This window comes from Candidatus Vicinibacter affinis (assembly GCA_016714365.1).
Classification (GTDB): domain Bacteria; phylum Bacteroidota; class Bacteroidia; order Chitinophagales; family Saprospiraceae; genus Vicinibacter; species Vicinibacter affinis.
This window is the reverse complement of sequence record JADJNH010000005.1, coordinates 1,140,480-1,166,682: the sequence shown is the minus strand read 5'-3', so window position 1 is coordinate 1,166,682 and position 26,203 is coordinate 1,140,480. Positions and strand designations below refer to the sequence as shown.

At 34.4% G+C, this 26,203-nt stretch carries 25 protein-coding genes; 18 read left to right on the top strand and 7 right to left on the bottom strand.

The window, feature by feature from the left end; all coding sequences use genetic code 11:
• The first annotated feature begins 31 nt into the window (after positions 1-31).
• Positions 32-1,633 (top strand): T9SS type A sorting domain-containing protein, encoded by a 1,602-nt coding sequence (locus IPJ53_04775; GenBank protein ID MBK7798406.1) that lies wholly within the window; start codon positions 32-34, stop codon positions 1,631-1,633.
• Positions 1,634-2,050: 417 nt separating this feature from the next.
• Here the strand turns inward: IPJ53_04775 and IPJ53_04770 are convergent, their stop codons facing one another.
• Both IPJ53_04770 and IPJ53_04765 read right to left on the bottom strand, forming a co-directional pair.
• Positions 2,051-3,061 carry a proline iminopeptidase-family hydrolase gene (locus tag IPJ53_04770; GenBank protein ID MBK7798405.1) on the bottom strand — a complete coding sequence of 337 codons (1,011 nt, stop codon included), beginning with the start codon at positions 3,059-3,061 and terminating at the stop codon, positions 2,051-2,053.
• A 70-nt stretch (positions 3,062-3,131) separates the two neighbouring features.
• The gene (locus IPJ53_04765) at positions 3,132-3,563 is read right to left on the bottom strand and encodes a nuclear transport factor 2 family protein (GenBank protein ID MBK7798404.1); all 432 of its coding nucleotides are present in this window, start codon (positions 3,561-3,563) and stop codon (positions 3,132-3,134) included.
• A 199-nt stretch (positions 3,564-3,762) separates the two neighbouring features.
• Here IPJ53_04765 and IPJ53_04760 point away from each other — a divergent pair, with 199 nt between their 5' ends.
• The gene (locus IPJ53_04760) at positions 3,763-4,218 is read left to right on the top strand and encodes a hypothetical protein (protein MBK7798403.1); all 456 of its coding nucleotides are present in this window, start codon (positions 3,763-3,765) and stop codon (positions 4,216-4,218) included.
• Complete coding sequence (locus IPJ53_04755) at positions 4,215-5,135, top strand: DUF1566 domain-containing protein (GenBank protein MBK7798402.1); 921 nt, start codon at positions 4,215-4,217, stop codon at positions 5,133-5,135. Before IPJ53_04760 ends, IPJ53_04755 begins: the two co-directional genes overlap by 4 nt.
• A gap of 90 nt (positions 5,136-5,225) precedes the next feature.
• Here the strand turns inward: IPJ53_04755 and IPJ53_04750 are convergent, their stop codons facing one another.
• Positions 5,226-6,554, bottom strand: a complete 1,329-nt coding sequence (locus tag IPJ53_04750; protein MBK7798401.1) for a hypothetical protein — start codon at positions 6,552-6,554, stop codon at positions 5,226-5,228.
• A gap of 83 nt (positions 6,555-6,637) precedes the next feature.
• Between IPJ53_04750 and IPJ53_04745 the strand changes: the two genes are divergently transcribed.
• Together IPJ53_04745 and atpC are read left to right on the top strand one after the other, a co-directional pair.
• Complete coding sequence (locus tag IPJ53_04745; GenBank protein MBK7798400.1) at positions 6,638-8,152, top strand: F0F1 ATP synthase subunit beta; 1,515 nt, start codon at positions 6,638-6,640, stop codon at positions 8,150-8,152.
• 4 nt (positions 8,153-8,156) lie between these two features.
• Complete coding sequence (atpC, locus tag IPJ53_04740; GenBank protein MBK7798399.1) at positions 8,157-8,399, top strand: ATP synthase F1 subunit epsilon; 243 nt, start codon at positions 8,157-8,159, stop codon at positions 8,397-8,399.
• A 262-nt stretch (positions 8,400-8,661) separates the two neighbouring features.
• Here the strand turns inward: atpC and IPJ53_04735 are convergent, their stop codons facing one another.
• Entirely contained in the window at positions 8,662-9,807 is a 1,146-nt protein-coding gene (locus IPJ53_04735; GenBank protein MBK7798398.1) for a T9SS type A sorting domain-containing protein, read from the bottom strand.
• A gap of 844 nt (positions 9,808-10,651) precedes the next feature.
• On the opposite strand from IPJ53_04735, the gene IPJ53_04730 reads away from it, so the two are divergent.
• From IPJ53_04730 to IPJ53_04690, 9 genes are all read left to right on the top strand, one after another.
• Positions 10,652-11,050 (top strand): T9SS type A sorting domain-containing protein, encoded by a 399-nt coding sequence (locus IPJ53_04730; protein MBK7798397.1) that lies wholly within the window; start codon positions 10,652-10,654, stop codon positions 11,048-11,050.
• Positions 11,051-11,080: 30 nt separating this feature from the next.
• Positions 11,081-12,397: a hypothetical protein gene (locus tag IPJ53_04725; GenBank protein MBK7798396.1), complete on the top strand. Its 1,317-nt coding sequence runs from the start codon at positions 11,081-11,083 to the stop codon at positions 12,395-12,397.
• Between the two features lie 2 nt (positions 12,398-12,399).
• A complete protein-coding gene (locus tag IPJ53_04720) occupies positions 12,400-13,569 on the top strand; it encodes a hypothetical protein (protein MBK7798395.1) in 1,170 nt (389 codons plus the stop codon).
• 365 nt (positions 13,570-13,934) lie between these two features.
• A complete protein-coding gene (locus IPJ53_04715; GenBank protein ID MBK7798394.1) occupies positions 13,935-15,116 on the top strand; it encodes a hypothetical protein in 1,182 nt (393 codons plus the stop codon).
• 414 nt (positions 15,117-15,530) lie between these two features.
• Complete coding sequence (locus IPJ53_04710) at positions 15,531-16,667, top strand: hypothetical protein (protein MBK7798393.1); 1,137 nt, start codon at positions 15,531-15,533, stop codon at positions 16,665-16,667.
• Between the two features lie 64 nt (positions 16,668-16,731).
• Entirely contained in the window at positions 16,732-17,052 is a 321-nt protein-coding gene (locus IPJ53_04705; GenBank protein MBK7798392.1) for a T9SS type A sorting domain-containing protein, read from the top strand.
• Between the two features lie 30 nt (positions 17,053-17,082).
• Positions 17,083-17,613, top strand: coding sequence for a hypothetical protein (locus tag IPJ53_04700; GenBank protein MBK7798391.1), 531 nt, complete (start codon positions 17,083-17,085; stop codon positions 17,611-17,613).
• A gap of 231 nt (positions 17,614-17,844) precedes the next feature.
• A complete protein-coding gene (locus IPJ53_04695; protein MBK7798390.1) occupies positions 17,845-18,081 on the top strand; it encodes a hypothetical protein in 237 nt (78 codons plus the stop codon).
• 7 nt (positions 18,082-18,088) lie between these two features.
• Positions 18,089-18,853 (top strand): hypothetical protein, encoded by a 765-nt coding sequence (locus IPJ53_04690; protein ID MBK7798389.1) that lies wholly within the window; start codon positions 18,089-18,091, stop codon positions 18,851-18,853.
• Positions 18,854-19,460: 607 nt separating this feature from the next.
• On the opposite strand, the gene IPJ53_04685 is transcribed toward IPJ53_04690, so the two are convergent.
• The 3 genes from IPJ53_04685 to IPJ53_04675 all read right to left on the bottom strand — a co-directional run bounded on the left by IPJ53_04685 (position 19,461) and on the right by IPJ53_04675 (position 21,508).
• On the bottom strand, positions 19,461-20,000 hold the full coding sequence (locus IPJ53_04685) for a hypothetical protein (GenBank protein ID MBK7798388.1): 540 nt from the start codon (positions 19,998-20,000) through the stop codon (positions 19,461-19,463).
• Positions 20,001-20,002: 2 nt separating this feature from the next.
• Positions 20,003-20,374, bottom strand: a complete 372-nt coding sequence (locus IPJ53_04680) for a hypothetical protein (GenBank protein MBK7798387.1) — start codon at positions 20,372-20,374, stop codon at positions 20,003-20,005.
• Positions 20,375-20,536: 162 nt separating this feature from the next.
• Positions 20,537-21,508 carry an IS110 family transposase gene (locus tag IPJ53_04675; protein ID MBK7798386.1) on the bottom strand — a complete coding sequence of 324 codons (972 nt, stop codon included), beginning with the start codon at positions 21,506-21,508 and terminating at the stop codon, positions 20,537-20,539.
• A 307-nt stretch (positions 21,509-21,815) separates the two neighbouring features.
• On the opposite strand from IPJ53_04675, the gene IPJ53_04670 reads away from it, so the two are divergent.
• The 4 genes from IPJ53_04670 (at position 21,816) to IPJ53_04655 (ending at position 26,167) form a co-directional block, all read left to right on the top strand.
• Positions 21,816-23,033: a hypothetical protein gene (locus tag IPJ53_04670; GenBank protein MBK7798385.1), complete on the top strand. Its 1,218-nt coding sequence runs from the start codon at positions 21,816-21,818 to the stop codon at positions 23,031-23,033.
• Between the two features lie 10 nt (positions 23,034-23,043).
• A complete protein-coding gene (locus IPJ53_04665) occupies positions 23,044-23,535 on the top strand; it encodes a heme-binding domain-containing protein (GenBank protein MBK7798384.1) in 492 nt (163 codons plus the stop codon).
• Positions 23,536-23,591: 56 nt separating this feature from the next.
• Complete coding sequence (locus IPJ53_04660) at positions 23,592-24,224, top strand: hypothetical protein (protein MBK7798383.1); 633 nt, start codon at positions 23,592-23,594, stop codon at positions 24,222-24,224.
• Between the two features lie 416 nt (positions 24,225-24,640).
• Positions 24,641-26,167: a T9SS type A sorting domain-containing protein gene (locus IPJ53_04655; protein ID MBK7798382.1), complete on the top strand. Its 1,527-nt coding sequence runs from the start codon at positions 24,641-24,643 to the stop codon at positions 26,165-26,167.
• The last annotated feature ends 36 nt before the right edge of the window (positions 26,168-26,203 follow it).

Here is a 26,203-nt window from a genome sequence, read left to right as displayed (position 1 = left end):
CGTTACACCCCAACATGTTTATTAACAAGAGATGAATAAATACTTCTTACATATTTTCTTTACAATTTCAACATACGTTGTATTTGCCCAGGATCGAACTTTCTTTAATCTAATCCCTGAAATAGGTGCAGTAAAGGGACAATGTGTATTTGGCTCCATAGAATGTGATTCTCAATATATTTATATCGTCGGAGATGAAGTTGTGAGTCAAGACTCAAGCGGACGTAATAAGAAGGTCAAGCCCCATCTCACAAAATTTGATTACCAGGGCAATCTCATTCATTCTAAAATAATACCAGAAGCAGATTTTTCAAGACCAATCATCGATCAAAATTACCCACTATTCAAGAGAAATGATTCCATCTATTATTACAAAATGTACAATTGGGATGATACAACGCAGCGTTTTGCTAAGAACTATATTATTGCCTTTGATATGAGATTCGGAAGAATCATTAAAAAGATAAAAGTTGAATTGCCATTTATTGGGGATACTGAATATGCAACATTATCTGAAATGAGTCCAAATTCCAAAGATTTGAATTATGTATTCAGAAATGTATATTCAAGTCAATTTACTACTGATAATTATATCTATTCCTACAACGATAGTCTTCAACAATTGTCTAGAATAAAAGTTAAGAATATTCAAAGACTAATAGGGATAAGATTTATTAGATTCAAGGAAGGGTACTTTCATCTCATCGGAGATGAAATTGAATTAAAAAATAATAAACTTACAGACAAAGGATGGTTGATTTACCTGAAAGTTGATACATTAGGCAATGTATTAAGAGATAATAGATTGGTAACATCCGGTAATATTTATACCAATGGAGGATTTGCTTACACAATTAAAGAGGATGAGAGTAATGGATATTATATAGTAACCAATGATAATATAGATGTTCCGAATAATAAGCTAATACCTCATGTATTTCATGTATCATCTGAATTGGATACAGTCTATTGGAGGACCAGGTTCCAGCATCCATTGATCATGGTTGGTGATAATTTCCAATGGATCAATAATATGAGTTTACTTCGAGATAGTTCAGGAATTGTTACTTGTGGATCACTTCATACCCCTCCATTCGCAGAACCTAGCTATGGATGTATATTTAAATGTTCAATACAAGGAGACAGCCTCTGGACTAGATTATATCAACCCCTTGGGTGGGATAGTACAAGAGCCTGGTGGATGAGTATGGAGAGTATGAGAACTACGCCTTATAATACTCTGGTAGTGTGTGGAAGAGTGGGCGATGGCCTGGATCAAGTCACAAGAGGCTGGTTATTGCATCTGGATTCAGAAGGATGCCTTGTTCCGGGTTGCGATAAGGCTGTAAGTAATTCAGACATTCATTCAGGTAAAGTAAAAGCTTTTTCTGTTTACCCAAATCCATTAGTTTCAAGTCATTTATTTTTACTTTCAAAAATTAGTGATCAATCAAAATTTAATATAGAATTAATTGATATTTCCGGAAAAGTATTGCACACCTCGCATTTCAATCCACAACAAGGAGCTCAATATATCATAGAATTACCGAGTGAATTTGATAATGGTGACTATATACTAAAGATTCAAGGAAAGAATTTTCAACAAACAGAGAAAATTATTGTAATTAGGTAAATAGCTTGCTATAATTTTAAAAAATAAAATAATTTCTTGCTTATTAATTAATAAAAAAGAAACTGGAATTAACTCAGTATTGACGATCATGCCTCCGAAAAAAATAGTTTTTTATAATTAGCATTAAGGTAAGATATTTTGCTCTTGGATTCATTCATTTGGTGAGACTTCATTAATATTCAATCTTTGTTGCACAACTGACAATTAGGGATGTTGGTTTTGACTTGTGCATAGAAACGGTTGCATACGAATCCCCAAACCAGCATCAGAATTAAAAACTTTTTCATTTTGTTTGATTTAGGTAAATAATCTGTAAGGTAATCTAAATTCCCGAGGAGTCAGATTATTGTTCTAAATCACCAACAATACTGCATTCAATTTAGTAAAATAAAAAATAAAGTGGATAGAAGTCAGCAATCAGGTTTTCAAAAAACCAATCAATCCTTTAAAATAGGATTGCTGATCATCCCACATGCACATATGAGATCCGTTGGAACATAAATGAAACAATGCACCACTGATTTGTTTGGACATCCATTCCATGTGTGCCGGATCCATGGTGTCATAAGTGGCCCCGATGATCAAGGTTCTAACTTTAATTTGGTTTAGATCATTGCTCCGATCCCAATTTTCTAATTTACCTGCAATACCAAATTCACTTGGACCTTGCATGATCACATATTGTTGCTGATTTAATTTTGCGAAAGCGCGATTCACGGGTTCAGGCCATTGATCCAAAGGAATTCTGCAAATAAATTTCTCATAAAAATGAGGCATAAGCAATTCCATGTATTGAGGATTTGAAAAATCCTTTCTGTGCTCGATGGCACGAATGGTATCCAGTACTGTTGCAGGGAGTTTTTTAGACAACACTTCGTCCGCATATTTGCCATAAGCTTTTGCGTCTGACATCATATCTGATATAATCAGTCCTTTAAGATGTTGTTGATATTTCAGAGCATATTCCATTGCCAGAATTCCACCCCACGAATGTCCCAACAAATACAAATTGCTGCTGTCTAAATGCAATGCCTTACGCACCTGTTCCAACTCATCTACTGATCTTGACAGGTCCCAAAGGCTGGTGTCTGTCGGCTTATCACTGTTGCAGGTTCCCAATTGGTCGTAATAAATAAATTCGATTCCTTCCTGTGGAAGAAAACTCTCCATGCATTCAAAATACTCATGCCCGGTGCCTGGTCCACCATGAAGCAACAATAGTTTTATTTTTGGATTGTTCCCGATTCTTTTGGTCCATACTTTAAAATTACCTTTTGGAGTAGTAATGGGAATCATGCGAATTCCTCCATTTTGTATGCCCGTATCCTGAGGTTGGAAGTAACTTAGGGGCAAACATTTTTCCTGTACGCATGGCTGGGTACAGGATGCAATAGAGAGGACAGTGATTAAAAAAATAAAATTACGCATGGAATTTTAATTTGAGTTGCACGAAGATAACCAATTTAAAGAAGATTCTTATTCGCAGATGACTACAATACTAATTAACTTTTGTGCTTTGTCTTGCCAACAGTTTCCACTTCCTCTTATCCTTTATCCAGGTCTGACAAACGTGCAACTTTAATGAAATAGATTTGCCGTTCAGAATGATGTCATGTGTGGCATTGAAACGCACAACGGCAGTTTTATTAATTAATTTAACAGAAATACTGTCTGCCTCAATCTTTTGATATTTTAAATATCCGGTGGCATTTTTGTGGATGAGTTCATTTACATTTTCTATCCATCCATTGGAATGCCCATAGCTAAGCTCCTTGTGCAACAAAGACCGAAGAGTGGAAGAGTCTTGTGATAACAATGCTTGATTCAGTGACTGAACTTTTTGTAGGAGGAGTTCATTTTTTTGGGCACTTGCATTGGTGAGAAAAAATAAGAAAGAAACAATCCTAAAAAAAATAAGCGTTGGATTCATGAAATATAGGTTTGGGTAAATTTAATCATAAATCTATTCGAAATAAAATTATGAATAATAGTGTTACTGAAATTAATTGAAAAACTTATTTCAAATCTAAACAAAATAAATATTATCAATATATTACATATTATATATATATATATATCAGTGCTTTCAAATATTTCTATATCTTTGATCACTTAAGATTTAAGCTATTATGAACAAAGCATTATTTATTCTGGTCATTGGAGTTTTCATCTTTAATTGGTCTTTTTGTCAATCAGGGACGGTCTCTTCAGGTGGACATGTTTCAAATGGAACCACAGCAGTCTCTTTTTCAATCGGTCAAGTGTTTGATAATTATGCTTCCAACAGTTTGAATAATTTAAATGAAGGAATACAACAGCCATCCATTAATGGACTTACAAAATCTAAAGACTTAATTGATACTGAAGTATTGCAATTGAATCAATCTGGAAATTTAATAGAATTGACAGCGCCTTCCGGCCATACTTATATTTTAATGAGCGGGGATGGAAAAATATTAGAAAGTAAAAATTCAAATTTTGCATTCAGTACAATTGACTTAAACCATTATTTGCCCGGTATTTATTATCTGGGGGTATTTGTTAAAGAATCTAATTTAAAAACCTTTAAAGTATTAGTTTTATGAGAACATTATTATTTGTCTCTTTTCTGTTCTTGCAATTTGGCAATCAACTTGTATGTCAAACGCCTGATCTTATAGGCTATCAGGCAATCATTAGAAAAAATGACAATTCGTTGGTGTCTAACCAAAAAATTGGAATCGAAATTTCAATATTGGAAAAATCAATTAATGGAAATCAGGTATTTGTTGAACTTCAATCTCCTACAACGAATGCAAATGGATTAGTCACCTTAAATATAGGTGAAGGCACCTCAGTACTTGGCACATTAAATAAAATTAACTGGGGAAATGGTCCATATTTTGTTAAAACAAGAATTGATGTTAAAGGTGGAAATAATTATACTTTAGAAAGCAATAGTCAACTGCTTAGTGTACCCTTTTCTTTCTATTCAGAAAAAGCAAGGACTCTAACAAAACATTTTATTGGCGAGTACTTTCAGGGAGGAATTATTTTTGATGTGTACAATGGCCCGGATGGTAATGAGCACGGTTTGATAGTAAGTTTAAATGACGTTTCTAACGGAACCGTATGGAGCAATGTAGGTTCCAGTTTAATTGGGAATGGCGCACAAAGCCTTTGGAATGGGCAAGAGAATTCGAATGCTATTACAAAGCAATCCGGACACTCTGCCAGCGCTGCTCAAATTTGTAATGACTATGATTATAATGGCTTCTCAGACTGGTATTTGCCATCGATTGATGAACTAAATTTGTTAAGAAATGGACGATATTATATCAATAAAATAGCTGATAATGATGGTGACCCTTTGACCGTTCCCATAACTCATTTTGACTATTATTGGTCATCCACAGAAGCTAAAGCTAATACAGCCTTTGTATTTCAATTTGGTACAGGAGACATTGCCACGGTCGGAAAGAATACTGCCTTGTACCACATCAGAGCAGTTCGAAAATTCTAGTATTTGATATCAATGATATGGAATTAAATTGTCAAGGGATAGAAACAAAATCATCCCTGTTGAATATTTTGAAATCGATAAATTCAAAGGCTATTTCCTCAGAAGCCTTCTAAACTGCAGGACATTCTCAAATCCCAACACTGATTCGTGCAGATGATGCAGCGATTTTGGAATTTCTTCCAGCCTGGATGAGTTGGGATTGATGCGATAGGGAATCATCGCATAAAATACTTCCAGATCGTATTCCCTTCTCAATCGTTCGTGTTGATGCAGATCCAGTATTGCTATCAGCAATTCATCAGACCAGAAATGTTTCTCAGCAAGTATAAAGTGCAGAAATGCCTCCAAATCAATCTTTCCTCCCAAATTCCTGAGAGCCTCCAGACAAAGGACATTGAAAGTCTCAAAGTTCAGGCAAGAGGACAATTTGGCCATGTCCAAATCTTCTTTAAATGCATCCTTTTGAATCAACCAATGTGACAGAACTTTAGAAGCCTCCGCATCTTTATATTTTCTGATTGCTTCAATAAATGAATTGAGCAAATTTTCCTGAGAAAGTATTTGGAAAATGCTTTTTGCGTCGGACCTTTCTGTGATCCATTTAGGCGGAAGGATTTCCAGAATTTGCGCAAAGGAAAATTCTTTTTGATTTTTTCTTAAAGAAGGTAATGCAATTTGCGCTGAAGATTTTTTCTTGACAAGTTCTTCAATACATAGTTTTGATTTTGCGGTTATTTCATTCCGATCATTTTTGAAAATCAGGAGATACAGAAAAAGTATGTTTTTAGGTTTGATCAATTTTGCCAATTGATCCATTTGGTCGGTAGACATGGACGGCCAGGAATGCATTCCATATTCAAGAATGACGGCCTGCTCCTTTTCTGTAAAATCGTTTACATGTTCCAGAAAATAGAACAACGATTCATGAGGCTTGCTTTCTAAATAGCGACGATATATAAACAATCTTTTTGAAGATTCTTTGCATGAGAGCGGGTTTTCCCAATTGTCAGCAGCCAACCAATGCCAATCCGGATTTTGACGACACAGATATTGACCTGCTTCTCCAAAGAGGGGAAAAGCATAATCTGCTAATTCGGGATGGCTGTTGAGGAATTTTAAGACCTGAACTAAAAAGTTGACAGGAAAAATCTGAGATTTTCGCTGCGACAATAGACAAAATTCATAAAAAAGCTCCCGGTGATCTTGCCCCAAAATCTGCTCAAAAAAATGTTCCCAACTTGGCTGTACAGCAGCATTTGGAAAAGATTTCAGGTCATTTCCACGGTAGGATAAGTATTGCGCGGACCCGACCAAAAGGAAACGATGGGCCAGCTTATTTGCCAGACCGACCGGGTCCGGAGTACCGTGGAGGGCAGCAGTTTTCAGTTCTTCCCAATTGTTATCCAAATCTTTAATCATTATTAACAAAATTAAGGCTTTCAGCGTCCATCAGGGTTTTATCTTTGCGGCGGATTAAAAACACATCTAATTAATTCTAATTTATGGCAAATATCGGTCGCGTAAGTCAAATCATCGGTCCTGTGGTGGACGTATCATTTTCCGGAGAAGGTTCGCATCTACCTGAAATCTATCATGCTCTTTGCATCAAACGTGAAGGTAAGGAAGATCTTATCCTGGAAGTTCAGCAACATCTTGGTGAAGACAGTGTACGGGCTGTAGCCATGGATTCTACCGATGGACTTACCCGTGGAGCAGAGGCTATAGACCTTAAAGAAACAATTTCTATGCCGGTGGGTGAAGAAATCAAAGGCCGATTGTTTAATGTGGTAGGAGAGCCTATTGATGGTCTTGGACCGGTAAGCCGTGCACATACTTATTCCATTCACCAGAAACCGCCTACCTATGAGGATTTGTCCACAGAGACTGAAGTTCTTTTTACAGGGATCAAGGTAATTGATTTGATTGAGCCATATTCCAAAGGTGGTAAAATTGGATTGTTCGGAGGTGCGGGTGTTGGTAAAACCGTATTGATTCAGGAGTTGATCAACAATATTGCGAAAGGATATGGCGGTCTTTCCGTTTTTGCAGGAGTAGGAGAAAGAACCCGTGAGGGAAATGACCTGTTGCGTGAAATGATTGAAGCAGGCATCATAAAATACGGAGATAAATTCAAGCACTCCATGGAAGAAGGAGGCTGGGATTTGGCTTCTGTTGACAAAAAAGAGTTAATGGATTCTAAGGCAACATTCATCTTTGGACAGATGAATGAACCGCCGGGTGCCCGTGCAAGGGTTGCCCTTTCAGGTCTTACCGTCGCAGAATATTTCCGTGACGGAGACATGACAGATCCTGCAGGAGGAAAAGACATCCTTTTCTTCATCGACAACATCTTCCGATTCACGCAGGCAGGTTCTGAGGTTTCTGCATTGTTGGGTCGTATGCCTTCTGCCGTGGGTTACCAACCAACGCTTGCTACAGAGATGGGTTTGATGCAAGAGCGTATCACCTCTACCAAAAGAGGATCCATCACTTCCGTACAGGCGGTTTACGTTCCTGCTGATGACTTGACTGACCCGGCACCCGCTACGACTTTTGCCCACCTGGACGCAACGACGGTATTGAGCCGTAAGATTGCAGCACTGGGTATTTATCCTGCGGTGGATCCACTCGATTCTACTTCAAGAATCCTTGATCCGCTGATCATCGGAGAATTGCATTACAACACCGCTCAGCGCGTAAAAAATATCCTTCAGCGTTACAACGAACTACTGGACATCATCGCCATCCTCGGTATGGAAGAATTGTCAGAAGAGGATAAATTGATTGTACACCGCGCACGTCGTGTACAAAGGTTCTTGTCTCAGCCTTTCCATGTTGCTGAACAGTTTACCGGTCTGAAAGGAGTATTGGTACCTATTGAAGAAACCATCCGCGGATTTAACATGATCATGGATGGTGAAGTTGACCAGTATCCGGAAGCAGCCTTTAACCTGGTAGGAACGATCGATGATGCCATCGAGAAGGGAAAGAAAATTTTGGCCGAATCAAACAATTAATCCCATGAAGGTAAGCATTCTAACCCCCGAAAGCTCTCTTTACGAAGGCCAGGCTAAAGCCATCATAATGCCGGGACTCGGAGGTCAATTTGAAGTACTTGACCGACATGCGCCTTTGATTTCTGCATTATCCAAAGGCACCATCCAGCTGACCGATGAAAAAGGAGAAAAACACAAGTTCTCCATTAAAAATGGTTTTGCAGAGGTGCTCAAAAATGAAGTGAGCATTTTGGTGAGGGTTTTGTAAAAAATTAGAATTAGCTGATATTATTGCTTCATTTTAATGTGCAAAATTGGTTAACACCTTGTTTTGTACCAATGGCGCATTGAACCATTTTACTGGGAAGCATCAACCTTTTTTATTTTCAGCACAGAGGTTCGCATAAGATTTTTATATCCCCAAGAAAGGCAGGTCAATTAAAACTCCTTACAGTTTCCATTTGCAAATCATATTCCTCTTGGGTAAGTATAGAATACGCTTTTTAGACCATTTGTTTTGTTTGAAAAATCTATGGATGCAATATCAGCTTACCTGTTGAAGTTCCACAGGACAGACCACTCAACTGATAGAGATAAATTCCGGCAGGAAGTGGCAATTCTGCCAGATTAAGTTTACCGGAAATATTCACCGGAGGCTGCAAGACCAATTGGCCAAAAAGTGAATATATCTTCAACGTAGAATTCGGGGCAAGGTCTGACGGCCAATTCAAATTTTGTGAATCGTGCCAGACTTTGCAGTGCAAAGGAGAAGTTTCTTTAGTGTGCGTGGTAGCAGATTTGCAGGATATTTTGGAAGTGGCAATTACCAAATTATCGAAATACCTTTCCTGCAAGACAGGGGACCCGGCATTCCAATAATTTTCAAAGAAAATGGCGTTGATTCCATAATTCCTTTCATCCGCATTCCAATTGCCGTGCCAGTTCAAATTATAACTACCTGCCTGAAGGGTGTCGTTGATCCAGAACTCAAATACGCCATCGCTCTTACCGGGCGTATTTAACCTGACATGTCCTTCAATACAAAACCATTCGCCCACTCTTTCCGAACTGTACAAAGGAATGTTGCCTGCCTTAAATCCCAGCCACCGAAGATTCGCAAAGTCGTTGTATTTGGTACTCACCAGCTTGCCACTGGCATCAATACCCGTTGCCGGATCCATTCCCAGATAAAAATCTCCCTGTCCACCGGACCACATATGAGCCATGGCACCGGTGGCCCAGTTGCCATTCGCCAAAGTGAGTGCGCGTGAAAGTTTAGCCGGACCTCCGCCCAACCATCCTTCCTGATGTCTGACATCCATACGCCAATAAACCTCCTTGAAAGTGCTGTCGGGAATGGAAGCATTTTTACCGATGTAGGTGGAAGGGGTACGCCCAAAAGATTTTGACAAACTACCCGCACCTACTTCACCAGGCTGCCATCTTACCCTCATTCCTGTTGAGGAATTACGCCCCAGACCGACCAGCGGTACAAAATCACCATTGTTGTTGTTGTATTCGAAATATCGTGAAGAAATGGCCTGCGTGGATTCAAAATCATCACAAAAAATCAAACCGGGCTGATTGAGTTTTTTACAAAAATCTGATTGTGCCACCCCTGCCAGATGACTAAAAATGCAAACTGTAATGAATAAAATAAAATCTTTTACTGCCATTTTCCTTTGAATTATGATCTAAAGTAAGGAAAAAATTAGGAAAATTAGAGAATTTGAAAATTTGAAAATGAGCTAATTTGTAATAATGTTGTGGTTGTTTGATGCTTCCCAGCGTCAAACATTACGTTTATTTAAAATAGTACCATTTAAAATTTACGTAAAACCGCTTTCGCTCCTGCCTGCCGACGCAGTCAGGCAGGGTTCCCTCACTTATCGTGCTGTCGCACGATACTCTGCCGAAGCAGAGATCGTTCGGTCATGCTTCCCAGCGTCAAGCATTACGGTGATTAAAACCAGAACCTAATATAGTGTACGTTAGCCGCTTTAGCGCCTGCCTGCCGACGCAGTCAGGCAGGGTTCCTTCACTTATCGTGCTGTCGCACGATACTCTGTTGAAGCAGAGATCGTTCAGTCATCTCTCATTCTCTAATTCTCCCGTTAGCCGCTTTCGCGGTTCCTTCTCTTATCGTGCTGTCGCACGATACTCTGCTGAAGCAGAGATCGTTCAGTCATCCCAGCGTCAAACATTACGGTGATTAAAAACAGTACCAATTAAAATGCACGTGAATTTCAAGCTGGGAAGCTCGAAATAACCAAGCACGAAGAATTAGAGAATTTGAAAATTTGAAAATTAGCTAATGTGTTAATAATGAAGATTACAAATAGTACCTGCTAAACTCCACGTGATCCTTCTATCCCTGATTTACTCAATTCTGAATACCAGGACATACTACTTATAGTCTTAAACCAGCAGGGTGAAACCATACAATACTTAACTGGAGAGGGTAGTGGAAGTGAAATGATCAATGATTTCTTGATTACCCCTTAAGGAAAAGCCATCATAATGGGATGCTATTCCTCTGCAGGACTTTCCAGCGGTGACAAAATGTTCTTCCATGAAAATGAACTGGAAAGAATATTTGTGTATGAACATAATTTAAATACGACCATCCCTATAAAGAATGCACTCAAAAATTTTCAGTCAGAATCTCTAAAGTTCCATCTCTTCCCAAATCCTACAGAAGATATCCTTTATCTCAAAACGCCCCTTCATGCTAAAATACTCCACGAACATATTGAAATAATAGCTTTGGATGGAAAATCATATTTGGTATCTATGGCAGCTCTTCAATCAAACAAGCTTATTAAAATAGAAATTGGATTCTTAACTCCAGGCATCTATTTCATAAAGTTCAAAACCACCAATGGTGAAGTCGTTATGAAAAAATTTGTAAAAAAATAAAAAGCATTCACACACAATCAAATCATCATTATGTTTCATCCGTTCTTTAAAGTAGTTAAGAAAACGTATATTGCCTTAGTTATGCTCAGCAATGTCCATTATATTCCTGCACAAATACCGGAGACCACTCCCCTCCCGGGAGGTAATCAGGTAGAGTGTTTGTCGGGTCTTGCAATAAAAAATTTCTCCGGCCACAATAATACTTGGAAAGTTGTTGTAAGTGGTATGGATATTGAAGGAAATGTGGTAAAAGAAAAAATAAAATACAAAGCTATTGGCCATGACCCTAATAAGATACTTATCTGGAAACTTTTCAGTGGCGTGGGTAGTGAAGACTATTGGGATCTTAAGCCATTAAATTCAACCACATGGAATTCCACCGGAGAGGCATACATTCCATACGAAAAACATCCTGCAAACAACTCTGACTTTGGAGAAGCCAACGGAATTGTAAAACTCACTTCTGGCTCTCTGTCGGTCTTAAGCACTGACCCGATTCCAAATCCAGGCAAAGCAATTAAAGTCTATTTTAGAAAAGATGACCCCAACTATTTTGATAAAAATGTTCCAAATTGGTTTTATTATTGGTCACAGTCCGCTGAAGCTAAAAGCCTATTGACCACTGAAGGCATTAAAATGTTTAAAATGACAGGTGATATTCCCATGTTGAATGCTGATCCAACACAAGTAACTTTTAGTTTAGGCTATCTAAATACTGGGACATGGAAATGGAATCCTAATGGTGGTGTGAAAGTAACCTATGGCAATACAGAAGCTGGGGAAAACTGGTATCCTAGGGTTGCACAATTTGGGATCGTTCCAAATAGCAACAATTCATGTAATGGATTTAGAAAAGTAATGCTTGGATATGGGGAAATAAATTTTAATATCAATATTGGTGAGTCTTGCGGATATAGAGTAGAAACCCAAGATTATGGAAATATTGATAGTGATATAGGACATCACTCTCCTGGCACTACTGTTCAGTTCATTGGCATTTATGGATTTACATCCGTATTAAAACATGAAGTTGGTCATTTTAAAGTCAGGGAAAAATTTTGGAAAGACACAGGTTATGATTCTGATTTAGATTGTGACCATGATTTGTTTCCTGATGCGTGGGAAAAGAGTCCACAAGGCGTAGATTTTGGATTTATCGCAGGTAATATGGAAGAATATAATGGTAATTATAATTCAAAAAATATTACTACAGCAGGTCCATCTGCCTATTATCAAGAAGTATTTTGTCGTTTAATAGAAACGGTAAGTAAAAATGAAGAATTAAAGGATCTAGATTGGTCATACGATCCTGATCCTAACTCACTATTTCAAGGTAAAAACTGGTAATTATGAAAAAAATGATATTACTATTTTACATGTTGATAAGTACTGTAAATGCTCAAGAATATAATTATATTGATTCTATACGATATATTTTGTTTCCAGAAAATGATTCGACTGCAACAATAATTAACTACAAGATAAAAGATTCTGTATATAATGTTCCTGTAAGGTATATAGATCATAATAAAACCTTTAACAATGTTAAACATATAAAATCTTCTAAAAATTATGTGAAAAATCGATTTGAATTGATTAATCCCTCAAGAGCTAATATTGTTTCATATTACTGTGAACAAGTTAGAGAAGAAGGAGATACGAGGTGGATTGAATCATTAGATGAAATCCTTAAACTGCAGGAATATTATGTTTTGAATGAATGGGCTAATGCATACAGCATCCCGCAATATAGTGGAATGTTTGATTTGCAGTATGAAATATTAATGAATTTGGATTTAACAATAACTTATCTATTATTAAAAAATAAAAGTAGTAAGGACAAATACAATTATTTGGAAAATCTATACATGTTACAATGGGGAGATCGTAATAAAATAAGATTAGAAGGCACATTGTTTCGTTCAAATATTATAAGAAACATGCTGAAAGGTGCTTGCTATTCAAGTTCATTTTGTTCAACTAAAATGATTTGCCAAATGGCAGATGAAATTGGAGATGAAGCACTAAATCAATTATCTATGATTAACAAAGATAGTGTTACTCAAGAAAAGTCAGATTTTTATTTACTTTTATTGAATATGTTAAAATTTTATAATTCAGATAAAGTTGAAGATGTTATAATTAATAACATAAATAATTTAAATTCCTTACTTTCGGAGAGCTATAGTAATAGCTATTATAAGATGCAAATTTATCAACTACTTTGTTCTCGGGGAAAGGAAAAAGGACTCCTATTCTTATTGGAAGATGCTATCAATCCAAAACCAAAAAATAGGAATAACTCATGGTATTTAAAGCAAATTTATTTTGCGAATAACTTTGGAAAATCTCTAGTTTTCGACAGAATTACTTCAAGTCTTTCTAAGGAAAGCAATAATGAAGATCACTATTTGATGTTATTAACAAGAGTATTAGATGGTGATGATAAAATGAAAGCGGTCTCCAAAATTAAAAGGTATCGGCAAGATTTTAAATTCGATTTAAATGAAAAAGAGTAGAAATCCTAAATTGTTTAATTAAGTACTCGATTTGAGTGTAAACTTGTGAAAATCAAAAATGACAATTGTTGAATTCTACTTTTATTTCAAGCTGGGAAGCTCGAAATAACCAACGCAAGAAAGAATTAGAGAATTTGAAAATTTGAAAATTAACTAATGAGTAAATACAGAAGATATAAATAGGACTTGATGAACACCTTGTAAGAATTAGAGAATTTGAAAATTTGAAAATTTGAAAATTGGCTAATGTGTTAATAATGAAGATTACAAATAGTACCTGCTAAACTCCACGTGAGTGAATTAAATGATTATGATTCGTCATTTGATCCAAAAGACATTTATCAAGGAATAAATTGGAAAAAAGAATGAAAAATATATTTGTTTTTTTGTTTAGTCTGATCTTAAATTGTTCATTAGGTCAATATTCTATAATTGAAGAGTTATTGTTTCCAAAATATGATATTAACCAAAGCAATGTAATTATTGATTCATTTCTAAATGGTGATAATGATAAGTATTATTACTTGTATGGTAGAAAAAATCAACCTAACTGTTTTGAAATAATAAATTTACTTGCTAAAATACGTGCAGAAAATAATTACGATTCGATTTCATACTTAGAAGAATTATATTTAACATATTTACCATTACATAGAATTAATTGGAATCAACCATACAGCAGTATGGGTTTTAGATTTGATGAATTTAAAAATTTGTTAACCTCGTTTCGAATGACATTTTTAGATGCCGGAATGAATAAATTAAATTGGGATATTTCTCAGAAATATTTCTATTTGAAATCGCAAGAAATTGATGGTTGGTTTGAAAATAGATTAATTGCTTATGAACAAGAAAAAATTAGATTTCCAGATGGCAAGAAACCTAATTGGTATGTTGAGTTTGATTCTTCGCAATTATATAGAATTTCATCATTAGATAGTATAAAATCAATTTTTCCTACACTATTTAAAAACAATTTTAATCAATTCTTATCATTAGAGGCAAATCTTCTATTAAAAGAGCAATTTCCAAAGTATGCAGAATGTATCTATTCTGAGATGGAGTCTAATGATTTCTTTAACAATGATAAGTATATTGGTAAAAAAGGATTTGACTTTAGTATATTAGAATTATTTGCTAAAACAACTTTCAAGATAGATAGTAATCGACTCAATGATATACTTACAAAAGGCTTTAAAAAGATTATGAATGGAGGAATTCATTTTAGGGATATATTTATTAAATATGCCAATGAGAATTTAATCAATGAATATTGTAAAGAAATTTTAATAGATTGTTCATTTGAAAGGTGGAAGTTACTTTCTTTTTCTTCTGAATCAGATAGAAAGATATATCTAAACAATAGGATAGGAGTTTATCTATTGGAAAGGTCTGATAATTTTGATTGCAAATTAATTGGTTTAAATAAAATAAAATATCCAGATAAATTAACAAAAATTAAAATTCAACAGGTATATAATAAAGAGAAAAATAAAACTATTAAAAATAGTATTAGAGAAATATTACAGGAAGTAAAACCAAATTAAAATAATTTAGTATTCTATTTACCGTTTTTAGTTGTACTATCCCGTAAAGTGTGTGAGTTAAAAAGTTATTCTGGAAATACTTTTATTTAAAGTAGTGCTAATTAAAATGAAGTGAATTATTAAGCGAAACAGTGGCACATGAACTAGAGCATTGGAATATTTTTGAAGAAAATTGGAAGGAAGGAATATGATTATCAGATGATGCTGTTAAAGATGGTTACAATGATATTTGGGAATTACAAAATAACTTTAATCCCTTTGTCAATGAGTCATATTTATTGGGTCCGGGAACCAAAGGCTATGATTATGAAGAATTAAGATGTCGTACAAAACAATAAATTAGTTACAAAAACACTAAATAGTGATGATTGGTCATATGATCCTAACGGTAAAATTAATGAAAAAATTGGTAAAATGGTTAAAAAGATAATATTACTTCATTTTATACTTTTTACTAATTATTTAAGTTCACAAGTTGATATTTTTAAAAAGTTAAACATTTTAATAATTGATAATTGGAAAACTGATGAGAAAATTAATTTAGACACTATTATATCAGTTACAGGAAATATTCATGTTGATACTTTTAAAATAAGTAAAATTCTACCAAATCCCACGGAAGTTTTAAATTTAATAAATCAAATAAATAGTTGTGAAGTTGAAAAAATAATATATACTTACAACCTCTATCTTGATTTATATCTTAGTGAGTTTAGTCATTATAAATATTTTAATATGAAAATAGTAAAATATCAATCAATAATTATAGAATTTGAAAAATTGATATTCAATTGTTCTTTTATTAAGCCAAACTTACTAAATGATTCATTATTCAGTAAATTTTATATAAGTTATATTTTGACTTCAAATTGCTGGTGGAATAAAGATCTGTCGGTGGAAGAATTAAATAATAAAATAGATTCAATTCATACGATATTAAGATTTAATAAAAAATTTATAAAGTTACTTATAAATCAACCCGGGTTTATGAAGTTATTTGGAGATATTGTAAAGGAAAATATTGTGACATTTAATCCATATTTAGTTTCTTCCATGGAAAATTTTAAGTCAGTTGTTAATTTTAAAAACGATAATAATGAGTATAATGAAATACCACAATACCTTGAAGCTGAATATTTTGAATATTACAAAGATTATACATCCCAAGAATTCCAAATATATTTAGCGAATAATTTAGATAAAATACTAAAAAGGAAATATGTATATATGTGGCAAGTTATTGGGAATACAGATTTTCTAAGCGCTGACAGTTTATTTAATGTTTATTTTTTAGGTGAAAATATTTCCTCAAAAATTCAAGTGGATTTTGAAAGCTATATATATTCAAATACTGGAAAAGAAAGGGCCGCCCGATTAATAATTAATGCCTTAAATAAATGCAAATGTCAAGATAATAAGTTAAATTATTTTTTAGCATTAACGAAAACTAAAAATGCAAGAATATATTTTAAAAATAAATTTGAAGGCACAAATAAATCAGCTAAAAAACGTATCTATCAAAAATATTTAGATATAATAGAAGTACATTAGGTTGATTATTAAAATAAAAATTGGGACGTTTAAATACAACGTAAATTAACTGGAAAGAATATTTGTGTATGAACACAATTTAAATACAACCATCCCAATAAAAAATGCACTTAAAAATTTTCAGTCAGAGTCCTTAAAGTTCCATCTTTTCCCAAATCCTACAGAAGAAATCCTATATATCAAAACACCTCACCATGCTAAAATACTCCCCGACAATATTGAAATCATTGCCTTGGATGGAAAAACATATTTTACCCCTATGGCAGCTTCTCAATCAAACCACATTTTCAAAATAGAAATTGGATTCTTAACTCCAGGCATCTATTTCATAAAGTTCAAAACCACCAATGGTGAAGTCGTTATGAAAAAATTTGTAAAAAAATAAAAAGCATTCACACACAATTAAATCATTATTATGTTTCATCCGTTCTTTAAAGTAGTTAAGAAAACGTATATTGCCTTAGTTATGCTCAGCAATGTCCATTATATTCCTGCACAAATACCGGAGACCACTCCCCTCCCGGGAGGTAATCAGGTAGAGTGTTCTTCAGGCATGCGGATAGAAAAAGTAGTAGGAAATGAAAAAGCCTGGAAAGTTGTCATAAGTGGCCAAGAAAAAATGTGGATCGATGTCAAGGGATTTGATTTTACCCCATCGGAACCCTATGAATGGGGTCTCGGATCTGGAAGCGGATCAGGCTATCAAAATAAATGGACACTGGAATCTGCTTCTTCCCTGATAGATAAGGGATTTATTCAAAAATATGCACTACCACAGTACAATGAGGAGTTTGGCTCCAAGAACGGAACCATTAGGCTTACAGACAGATACAATAATTCAGTCTACTCCACAGACATCAGACCCAATAAAAAAGCTCAGGTCTTCTTTCTAAAAGATGAACCCAATTATTGGAAACACGAAGAGCCGAATTGGTTTCATTATTGAAGTCAGATTGTTAACTTACATAGAATTAAGAAAATAAAATATGATGATAAGGACAATAATTTCGCAAGCACAACTAGATTTGATAACAGTTTTATAACCACTTTTCGACAAGAAGCCAGTGAAAAGAATTGGATAACTACTCACTCTGGAATACATACTTTTGTTGAAACAATTGTACATGAAAATAAACACATTGAAATATGGAACAATTGGTGGCCAAACGGTTACAATATGAGTCTAGATTCAGATAAGGATTACGTACCTGATATATGGGAGTTAAATGAAGGTAAAATATTTAAATTTGATGTCCCGCAATTAGATGGATACGAAGTTGGAGGAATGGCTGGGATTAAATATGAGGAAATGTTATGTGAAATAGAAGAACTAAATTCAAATTTTAATCAATATGATTTAAAAGATTGGTCATTTGACCTGTCCCACAAATATCAAGGTAAACAATGGAAATAGAAAAAATATGAAAACAAATATTCTCTTATTATTTATTTCAATTTGCTATACAATTACAGCAAGCTGTCAACCACCTAAAAAGGAACAAATTATTTTAGACTTTAAAAATCAACATGGCCGTTCTCAAATTATTTGTGATAGCATAGGATCAATTATCGAAGAACAGTATTTTAAAGGTAGTATAACTGTCGATCAGCTATTAAAAACTCTAACTTCGAGATTAAAAGAATACAACGACACACTATTTTATACGCTAGGAAATCATAGAAATAATTTATGTTATGAGCTTGATAAAAAGATACTAGCATATGAGTTTTCTAAATTCATTAGTTATACTCCCAATAATTATGATCTATTGATAAATATTTTAACAACTTCAGACAGCATTCTGAAATTAAATTATATTGCTTTTCCTGAATTGATATCCTATATAAATAGACAAATAAAACAAAATGAAATAAAAACATTATTACTAAACATTAATTCAATACAAGGAATATCTGAATATAGTTTAAATGCATATATTCTCAATTGTTATTACTCTTTATCAGAGGAAAATCTATTATTTTTTTTAGAAAATATTATTCCCAGTTTGCGGTATAAGAAATCATATTTCCATATAATATTTCATTTAATTCATAATATTAGCAATCTTAAATATAAGGATCTCTTGCAAAAGGAAAAATTCTGGATGAATGATCATCCTGAATTTATCAATTCAGAGCGAGGTTTTCTATATGATTCTACACAAGCAATTTTTAAAAAGGAATAGTCAATTATCATCATAAATAAGTTATATAATTGTAAAAATGTGATACATTTTCAAAACAAAAACTAATTAACTATTTAAAGATTTAAGAAATAAATTAGCACCTACTAAATTGTAGTTAAATTTATAAATCTCAAGATCATATAAATATTTCGCATCTCCAGAATTTGAAAATTGTTCCATTTGTTCGTCGCAATTTTAAACTGCGATGCCATTTGATCATAGCATTTTTAATGCGGCCTGCTATTTCAATCATTCACAAAAACACCACATCTTAACTTCGTCCCTAACGCAGACCAATACATGAATTAGTTAAAAATTCCGTAATTAATCATATTTGTTGTATTTAGAGAATTCTCTTTTCCATAAATTGTTACCTCTATCACTTATGAAATTCCTTAGATCTTTCTTTAAATAGAATTTATATTCATTAAAATAGTCTGAACTTACCTTTACCGGAAACGAAATAGTATCTACGAAGCAACTGCAATTGATCAAACCAAAAGACTAGATCTTAAACATTACCTTTGGTAAGAATCCATAGTTAAGAACATTTAGATGGCATCTATCTCCGTAGATACTCAGTTATCATCAATTAATGTAAAAACAATTACTTCCAATTAATTTTTCCATAAAAACTTCCGTTTGTAATGTCAATGGTATCAGGAATAGATCCATTTGAAGGCCAGGATGAATCTGAAATCACTCTGGCTTGAAAACTTCCCCTTACATCACCAGTTTTCATATTAAGTTCTTTGATTTCAACATAATTGTTTGAATCAGCCTCTATAATACTATAATTCTCTAAAACAGCATCACCTTTGAATTCTTGATATGAAAAATTGTACAAAGTATCGAGGTATGTTGGATAAATAGGATTAAAATAGAATTTCCCAGTTTTCAAGAAAACTTGATCAATTATAATTTTACTGTGCACAGATCTAGCTTTATTATAACCTTCAACCAATATACCTACACAAGTATCAGGAAAGCAATATTTTTTAGCTTTAAAAATACCGGTTTTGCCTTTCCATTCTACCTCATCAAGCCTTGCTTTTCCTACTCCATAAAAGCCATCGTTATCAAAAATGCTGTTTTTTTCGCAAGATAAAATCGAAATAATGGTTAATAATATATACACTCTTTTCATTACTAATGAACTTTAATAATTTTAGTTACTTGTGCCTTTTCATCGATAACCGCTCTCAAAAACAATATGTTATTTGTTATGCTATTTAAATTGAAGATTTCGGTTTGATGACCTCTAGGATATATTTTAGAAGTAGAAATTAATTTCTGACCATCCAGACCAGAAATTGAGAATTCTCCCTTAGTATTTTCATTCTTAATATCAAATTCTAATGTAATTTCCCCACTTATTGGGTTTGGGTAAGCATGTACAACTTGTGGATTGTTGGTTCCACCACTTAGTAATTGAAGATTACATGCTGGGCTCCCACTATTAAAAATCTTGATATGTATGTCGTCAAAGTAATTTGAACTTATCACTAAGTAGTGTTTCAATTTAATTCAAAGCTAATTCTTTTTGTTTGTAGTTATTAATATTATTAGGAAATAATTTTATTTATTTCAATATTCCGATTTCAAAATCTATTTTATTTAACCAAATTGATCTTATACGATTTAATAGTTTTCGTGAAACTTTAATGATAGCCCTTTTACCTCCTACTTTTTGTTTTGTATTATATAATAATGGGTTATAGCCGGATCACGTCTTATTCCTATCCAGGCGGCTTCTAGGATTAAGCTCCACAATCGCTTATGATGTCTGCTTATTATATGTCCTGTACGAATATGTTCCCCACTAGAAAACTCTGTGGGATAAAAACCAACGAATGCATTTAGTTTTTCGAAACATTTGAAGCGATTCATGTCTTCTATTTCCGTTATTAAAGTAATGGCAGTTATTGTGCCCACACCAGGTACTGTTTTTAATCTAGAAGCGATAGAGGCATACTTTTCACTAACTGCTAGTTTGCGAATATCTTTAAGTGCCAGGTTTTTTTCTACCCTGATATTTTCCATCATTTTTATTTGATGGTTTAAGGCAGTTCGTAATGTTCCAAATGAAATAGGTAGGTCTTTTAACCAGTTTATGAATATATTGCTCCAATTTTCGCTTCCAAACCGTTCGGGAATCTCTATGCCTACTTGATATAGCATTCCTTTGATTCTATTTTTTGATCTGGTCAGGTCGCGTGTTAATTTTTCATTTGTACGAACTAGTTGCCGATCAGCTTCTGTCTCTTGCGATGGGATATAAATCGGACACAACATTCCAGCTTGAAGTGAAGATCCAATCCGTTTAGAATCGTTTCTATCTGTTTTTGATTTATTTCCTTTGTCTGTCTGGGGTATGCCTGCTGGATTAACAACAATGCAACTTACACCATGATTATCCAATGCTCTTTTTATCCAATAACCACTAAAACCAACCTCATAGGCACAACTGTAATTTGCCCCTGGGAATTCACGCTGTAAAAATGAAACTAAAATATCTGGATGAGGTGATTGATGAAAACTTCGGAGGTATTGACTCCCATAATAAAGTGAAACATTCCAACTCTTCATATGGACATCTATGCCACCGTAAATGGTTTCTCCTACAAATCCAGCCTTTTGTAATACTTTTGTCATAAGGTTTAGTTTTTGGTTATTTAATTTATTTTGTGGCCTATGGACCACTCAACTAAAGCTGAACCTTTTTTCAATTACATGGATACTCTCTTATCGTGCTGTCGCACGATACTCTGCTGAAGCAGAGATCGTTCAGTCATCTCTCATTCTCTAATTCTCCCGTTAGCCGCTTTCGCGGTTCCTTCTCTTATCGTGCTGTCGCACGATACTCTGCTGAAGCAGAGATCGTTCAGTCATCCATTAACTCATTAGCTCATTTTCTAATTGTCACAATTATCTTTCCATTATCTTTGAAAAAAATCGAAGCATGAAACCGGTATTTACAGGATTCTATTTCTTGATGATGGTATGCTTTGCCAATGCGCAAAGCTGGAAAGAAATCACGCGATTTAGTCCGCAACAAACCATTCAGAAAATCCGCTTTCTTACCTCCGAACTTGGGTATTGTGTTAGTTCGTTGTACAATGGCTCTACGATGAACATCCACAAGACCACCAACGGTGGCCTCAGCTGGACGGATCAGAGCTCCGGCTATTCCGGAACCCGGTTTATGGCCATTTTTATCCTCAACGAACAAACCGCTTTCATGAGTGGAAACGATGGCCTGATTATCAAAACGACCGATGGGGGAAATAAATGGGTAACCAAAACAACCGGAACCAAAGAACAACTCTGGGGATTGCATTTTCTGGATGACCAGACGGGATTTGCCTGTGGTGCCTATGGAATGATTCTCAAAACGGAAGATGGCGGTGAAAGCTGGTTCAGCATTCCCACCGGCCTCAATAATTTATTGTATTCAATCTGTTTTGTGGATGATAAAAAAGGATTTGCTTCCGGTTCCAATGTTTTGTTGAGAACCGATGATGGGGGTGATTCCTGGACTGCGGTCAAAGACTTCCCATTCACCCCGCCTGCTGATTGGATCAGACGGATAAAATTTGTGAATGCTCAAGTGGGATATGCCTGTGCAGACATCGGTAGAATTTATAAAACAGTGGATGGTGGGACTAAATGGACCAGCTTGAATTCTGGTGTCCAGGAACCACTGATGGATTTGGATTTTGCAGATGCGCTGACCGGTGTGGTGGTGGGATTCAATGGCACCATTCTAAAAACGACGGATGGAGGGCAGTCCTGGACTCAGATGCCAAGTCCACTGGGCCCGGAACATCTTTTCTCAGTGGATCTGGTCAATCAAAACAGCGGATTCATCTGCACCTATCTGGGCAGGATTTTGAGAAACGACGAATTGCTCAGCACGGTCAACATTGAAGATCGTGAATTCCAATTATGGCAAAACCAATCTACCGGAATTATTGAAATAAGAAGCAACAAACAATTTGATGAAAAATCCAACGTTTTCTTTTCAGCGGATGGTAAAAAAATGAATGCAGAACTGATCGGAAAAACGGAGTTTGCTGTTCAATATCGTGTTCAGGGATTTCCTCCCGGACTGTATTTTGCCAGGTTGACCATTGACAAAAAAAGTAATAGTTTGAGTTTTGTGGTTTCACAACAATAAATCTAATTTTATGATAAGGAAAATATTAATCACACTTGCGGTCGGCCTGATCATCATTCAGTTTTTTCAGATTGACAAAACTTCCAACACGGACCAGTCTAATCACTTGAACACAAAATTTCCGGTACCTGAAGATGTGGGGCTTTTGCTTAAATATGCCTGTTACAATTGCCACAGCAATTCAGTGCAATTCCCATGGTACAGCAGCATTCAACCCATAGGCTGGTGGCTGAATCATCACATAGAGGAAGGTAGAGGAGAATTGAATTTTTCTAATTTTACCGCCGGACCCATCGCCAGACAAAATCACAAGTTTGAAGAAATAATCGAGGTGGTAAAAGAAAAAGAAATGCCCTTACCTTCCTATACCTGGTTGGGACTCCACCCCGAAGCCAAACTAACAGACAGTGATCGTGCGAACATCACCATGTGGGCACAGATGCAATTGGATTTAATTGCCAGACAGTATCCTGCAGACAGTCTTAAGAGAAAGAAAAGATAACGGCAGTTTCATCAAACTTCAAAGAAAAATGACCGTCATTTTGTAGTCATCTTGCTATGTATAAAAAATTTATTTTTTTAGGATTAATTCTTCAATCAGTTACAAACATGCAGGCACAAAATTTTAAACCGGGGAGTTATCATCTGCGTGGAATCATGGAAATGGCAGCCGGATTTGAATTCAGGGAAGACAGTACATTTCGTTTTTATTATGTCTACGGCGCATCTGACCGTTATGCGGAAGGAACCTATTCCATTGAAGGGAACATCCTCAAACTGCATTCTGACAAAAACGTTCAGCAGGATTTTCCGGTCCGCAAACAAACTCATCAAGACGGACCCATTACCATTCGCATTGTGCACGACAATCCAATGATGATCGACCGGGTGCGATGTGCTGTTTTTTACCAAAAAGAAAAAAGAGATTTTGAATCGGACCGCGAAGGATATATCAGGACCGATTTAAAAGAAGCTGATGATATTTATTTACAGCACCCCATGTTTCCGGATGTGATGTGTCAGATAAAAGATGCGCAAAATAAAAATAATTATTTCGAAGTGGAACTCAATCCTTCTCTGCAGAAAGTGAGTTTCAAAGGTATAGATTTTCAGATTGAAGAAGATTTTATCACCTGCTTTCCAAATTATTTTATGCCTATTGAGCATATTCGATTTTTTAGAGAAGAATAATTTTTAAAAAAATTTCCTGATTTTATAAATCCTTAAATTAACATTCATTTACATGCCCGTAGAGGTGTGTTAGGGCAATATCTGAGAATAACTAAAATGCTATTACAAAGCAGACAGATATAAAGGGTCAAGTTAAAATTTTGAGAGAAACAAGTTTTGTGGACCCCGTTATTCACTAAAGTTTTCTGTGGTTTGTTTCTTATATGTTCCCATGATGGACAAATTTAAATGATCTTTGAAACACTACATTATTTTTAGTTATATTTGGTCCACTATATTGGGGATTTACAAATTCAATTAAAGGACAAACTTAAATTAAGTGAATTAAATTAACCCCAGGCGTTTATCTAGTAGTTATAAATCTAAAAAATGGAAACACATTGCAAAGAAGAATTTCTGTTAATTAATTTATTTAAATGAAACGATACTCTTTTAAATATTGTATATATATATGTATCATTTATGGATTTTGTGATACTACTAATCATGCGTTAGTAGCACAAAATTATTATGGTGCAGCTTGGATTGTAGGTTATAGCAATGACAGTACATTTTTGCCTAAATACGGAAAAACAGAACTTAACTTTTCAAAAGGTAAAATTGATGTAGAATACAAGTTTGGTGAAAAGCTGCCGTATCTTGGATTCACAAATGCATCCATAGCATATGAAGATGGTAAATTAAGATATTTTACAGATGGGTTTAGAATTTATAATGAAAAACAGAAAGTAATTCAAAATGGAGACAGTATAAATTATGGGCGTATTTGGAGAGACTATAGTCCTATATACCCTACTGGATTTAATCATTATTTTATTCCATTTCCAGGAAAGGAGAAGACTCAAACTGCATTATTTAATTTTACTGTTAATTATTATCCTGATTTTATAAATAGGTATACTTTTATTCCATATTTTAAATATTCACAAATAAAATTCGATGCAACAGTGCAGAATGATGTAGTATCAATAAAGGATAGTATAATATCAGAAGGAGATTTTATTGAAACTCATATGGCTGTAACAAAACATGCAAACGGAAGAGATTGGTGGATTATTATGGAAGATTATCTGAGCAACAACCATAGAGTTTATTTGTTTGATACATCCGGAATAAGGCTCTATTCTAATCAAAAAATTGGCGTTCCTGCAGACAGCTTTGATTGGACCGGAAATAGTATATTTACATCAAATGGCGAGATGTTTATCAAATATTTAAGAGGTTATCAAATTCAAATATTTGACTTTGACAGATGTCTTGGTATTCTTTCAAATCCAAGAATTGTAATAAACAAATCGACCTTATTTAAAGATGCTTGTTATCTTTCAGTAAGTCCGAATAATCAATTTTTATATTTAAATTCCGATTCTATAATTTGGCAGTACGATTTATTTGCAAAAGATATTAATAGTAGTGAGACTATAATTGGTGAATGGGATGGTTACTTATTTGAGAATAAGTTAACTACATCATTTTTTCAAAGCTCTCTTGCATTAGATGGGAAGATCTATGTATCGTGTAGAAGCAGCAGTATATATCTTCATGTGATAAACAATCCAAATGAAAAAGGACTGAACTGCAATTTCCAACTAAGACAGGTTGAATTGCCAGCTTTTATGTATGGTAGTCTTCCAAAGCCACCAAATTATAATTTATTTGCTAAAAAAATGTCTACTTGTGATACGCTTTTGACAAGCACAAGTAATAATTTTAATGACGAAATTTCAATTTACCCAAACCCAGTTTATAATTATTTTAAAATAGGTTCAGATCTTCCTTCTTACCTATATGTTCGATTACTTGATTTAATGGGCACTATCGTCAAGGAGTATCAAAAAAATTATAATAATTATTATGATGTGTCAGATATTCCAGCTGGAATTTATTTTATACAAGTAAGGTTAAATAATCGAGATTATTTGAAAAAAATTATAATTAATTAGTGTTTAGATATGCTAAATGGGATGTTTCAACACAAT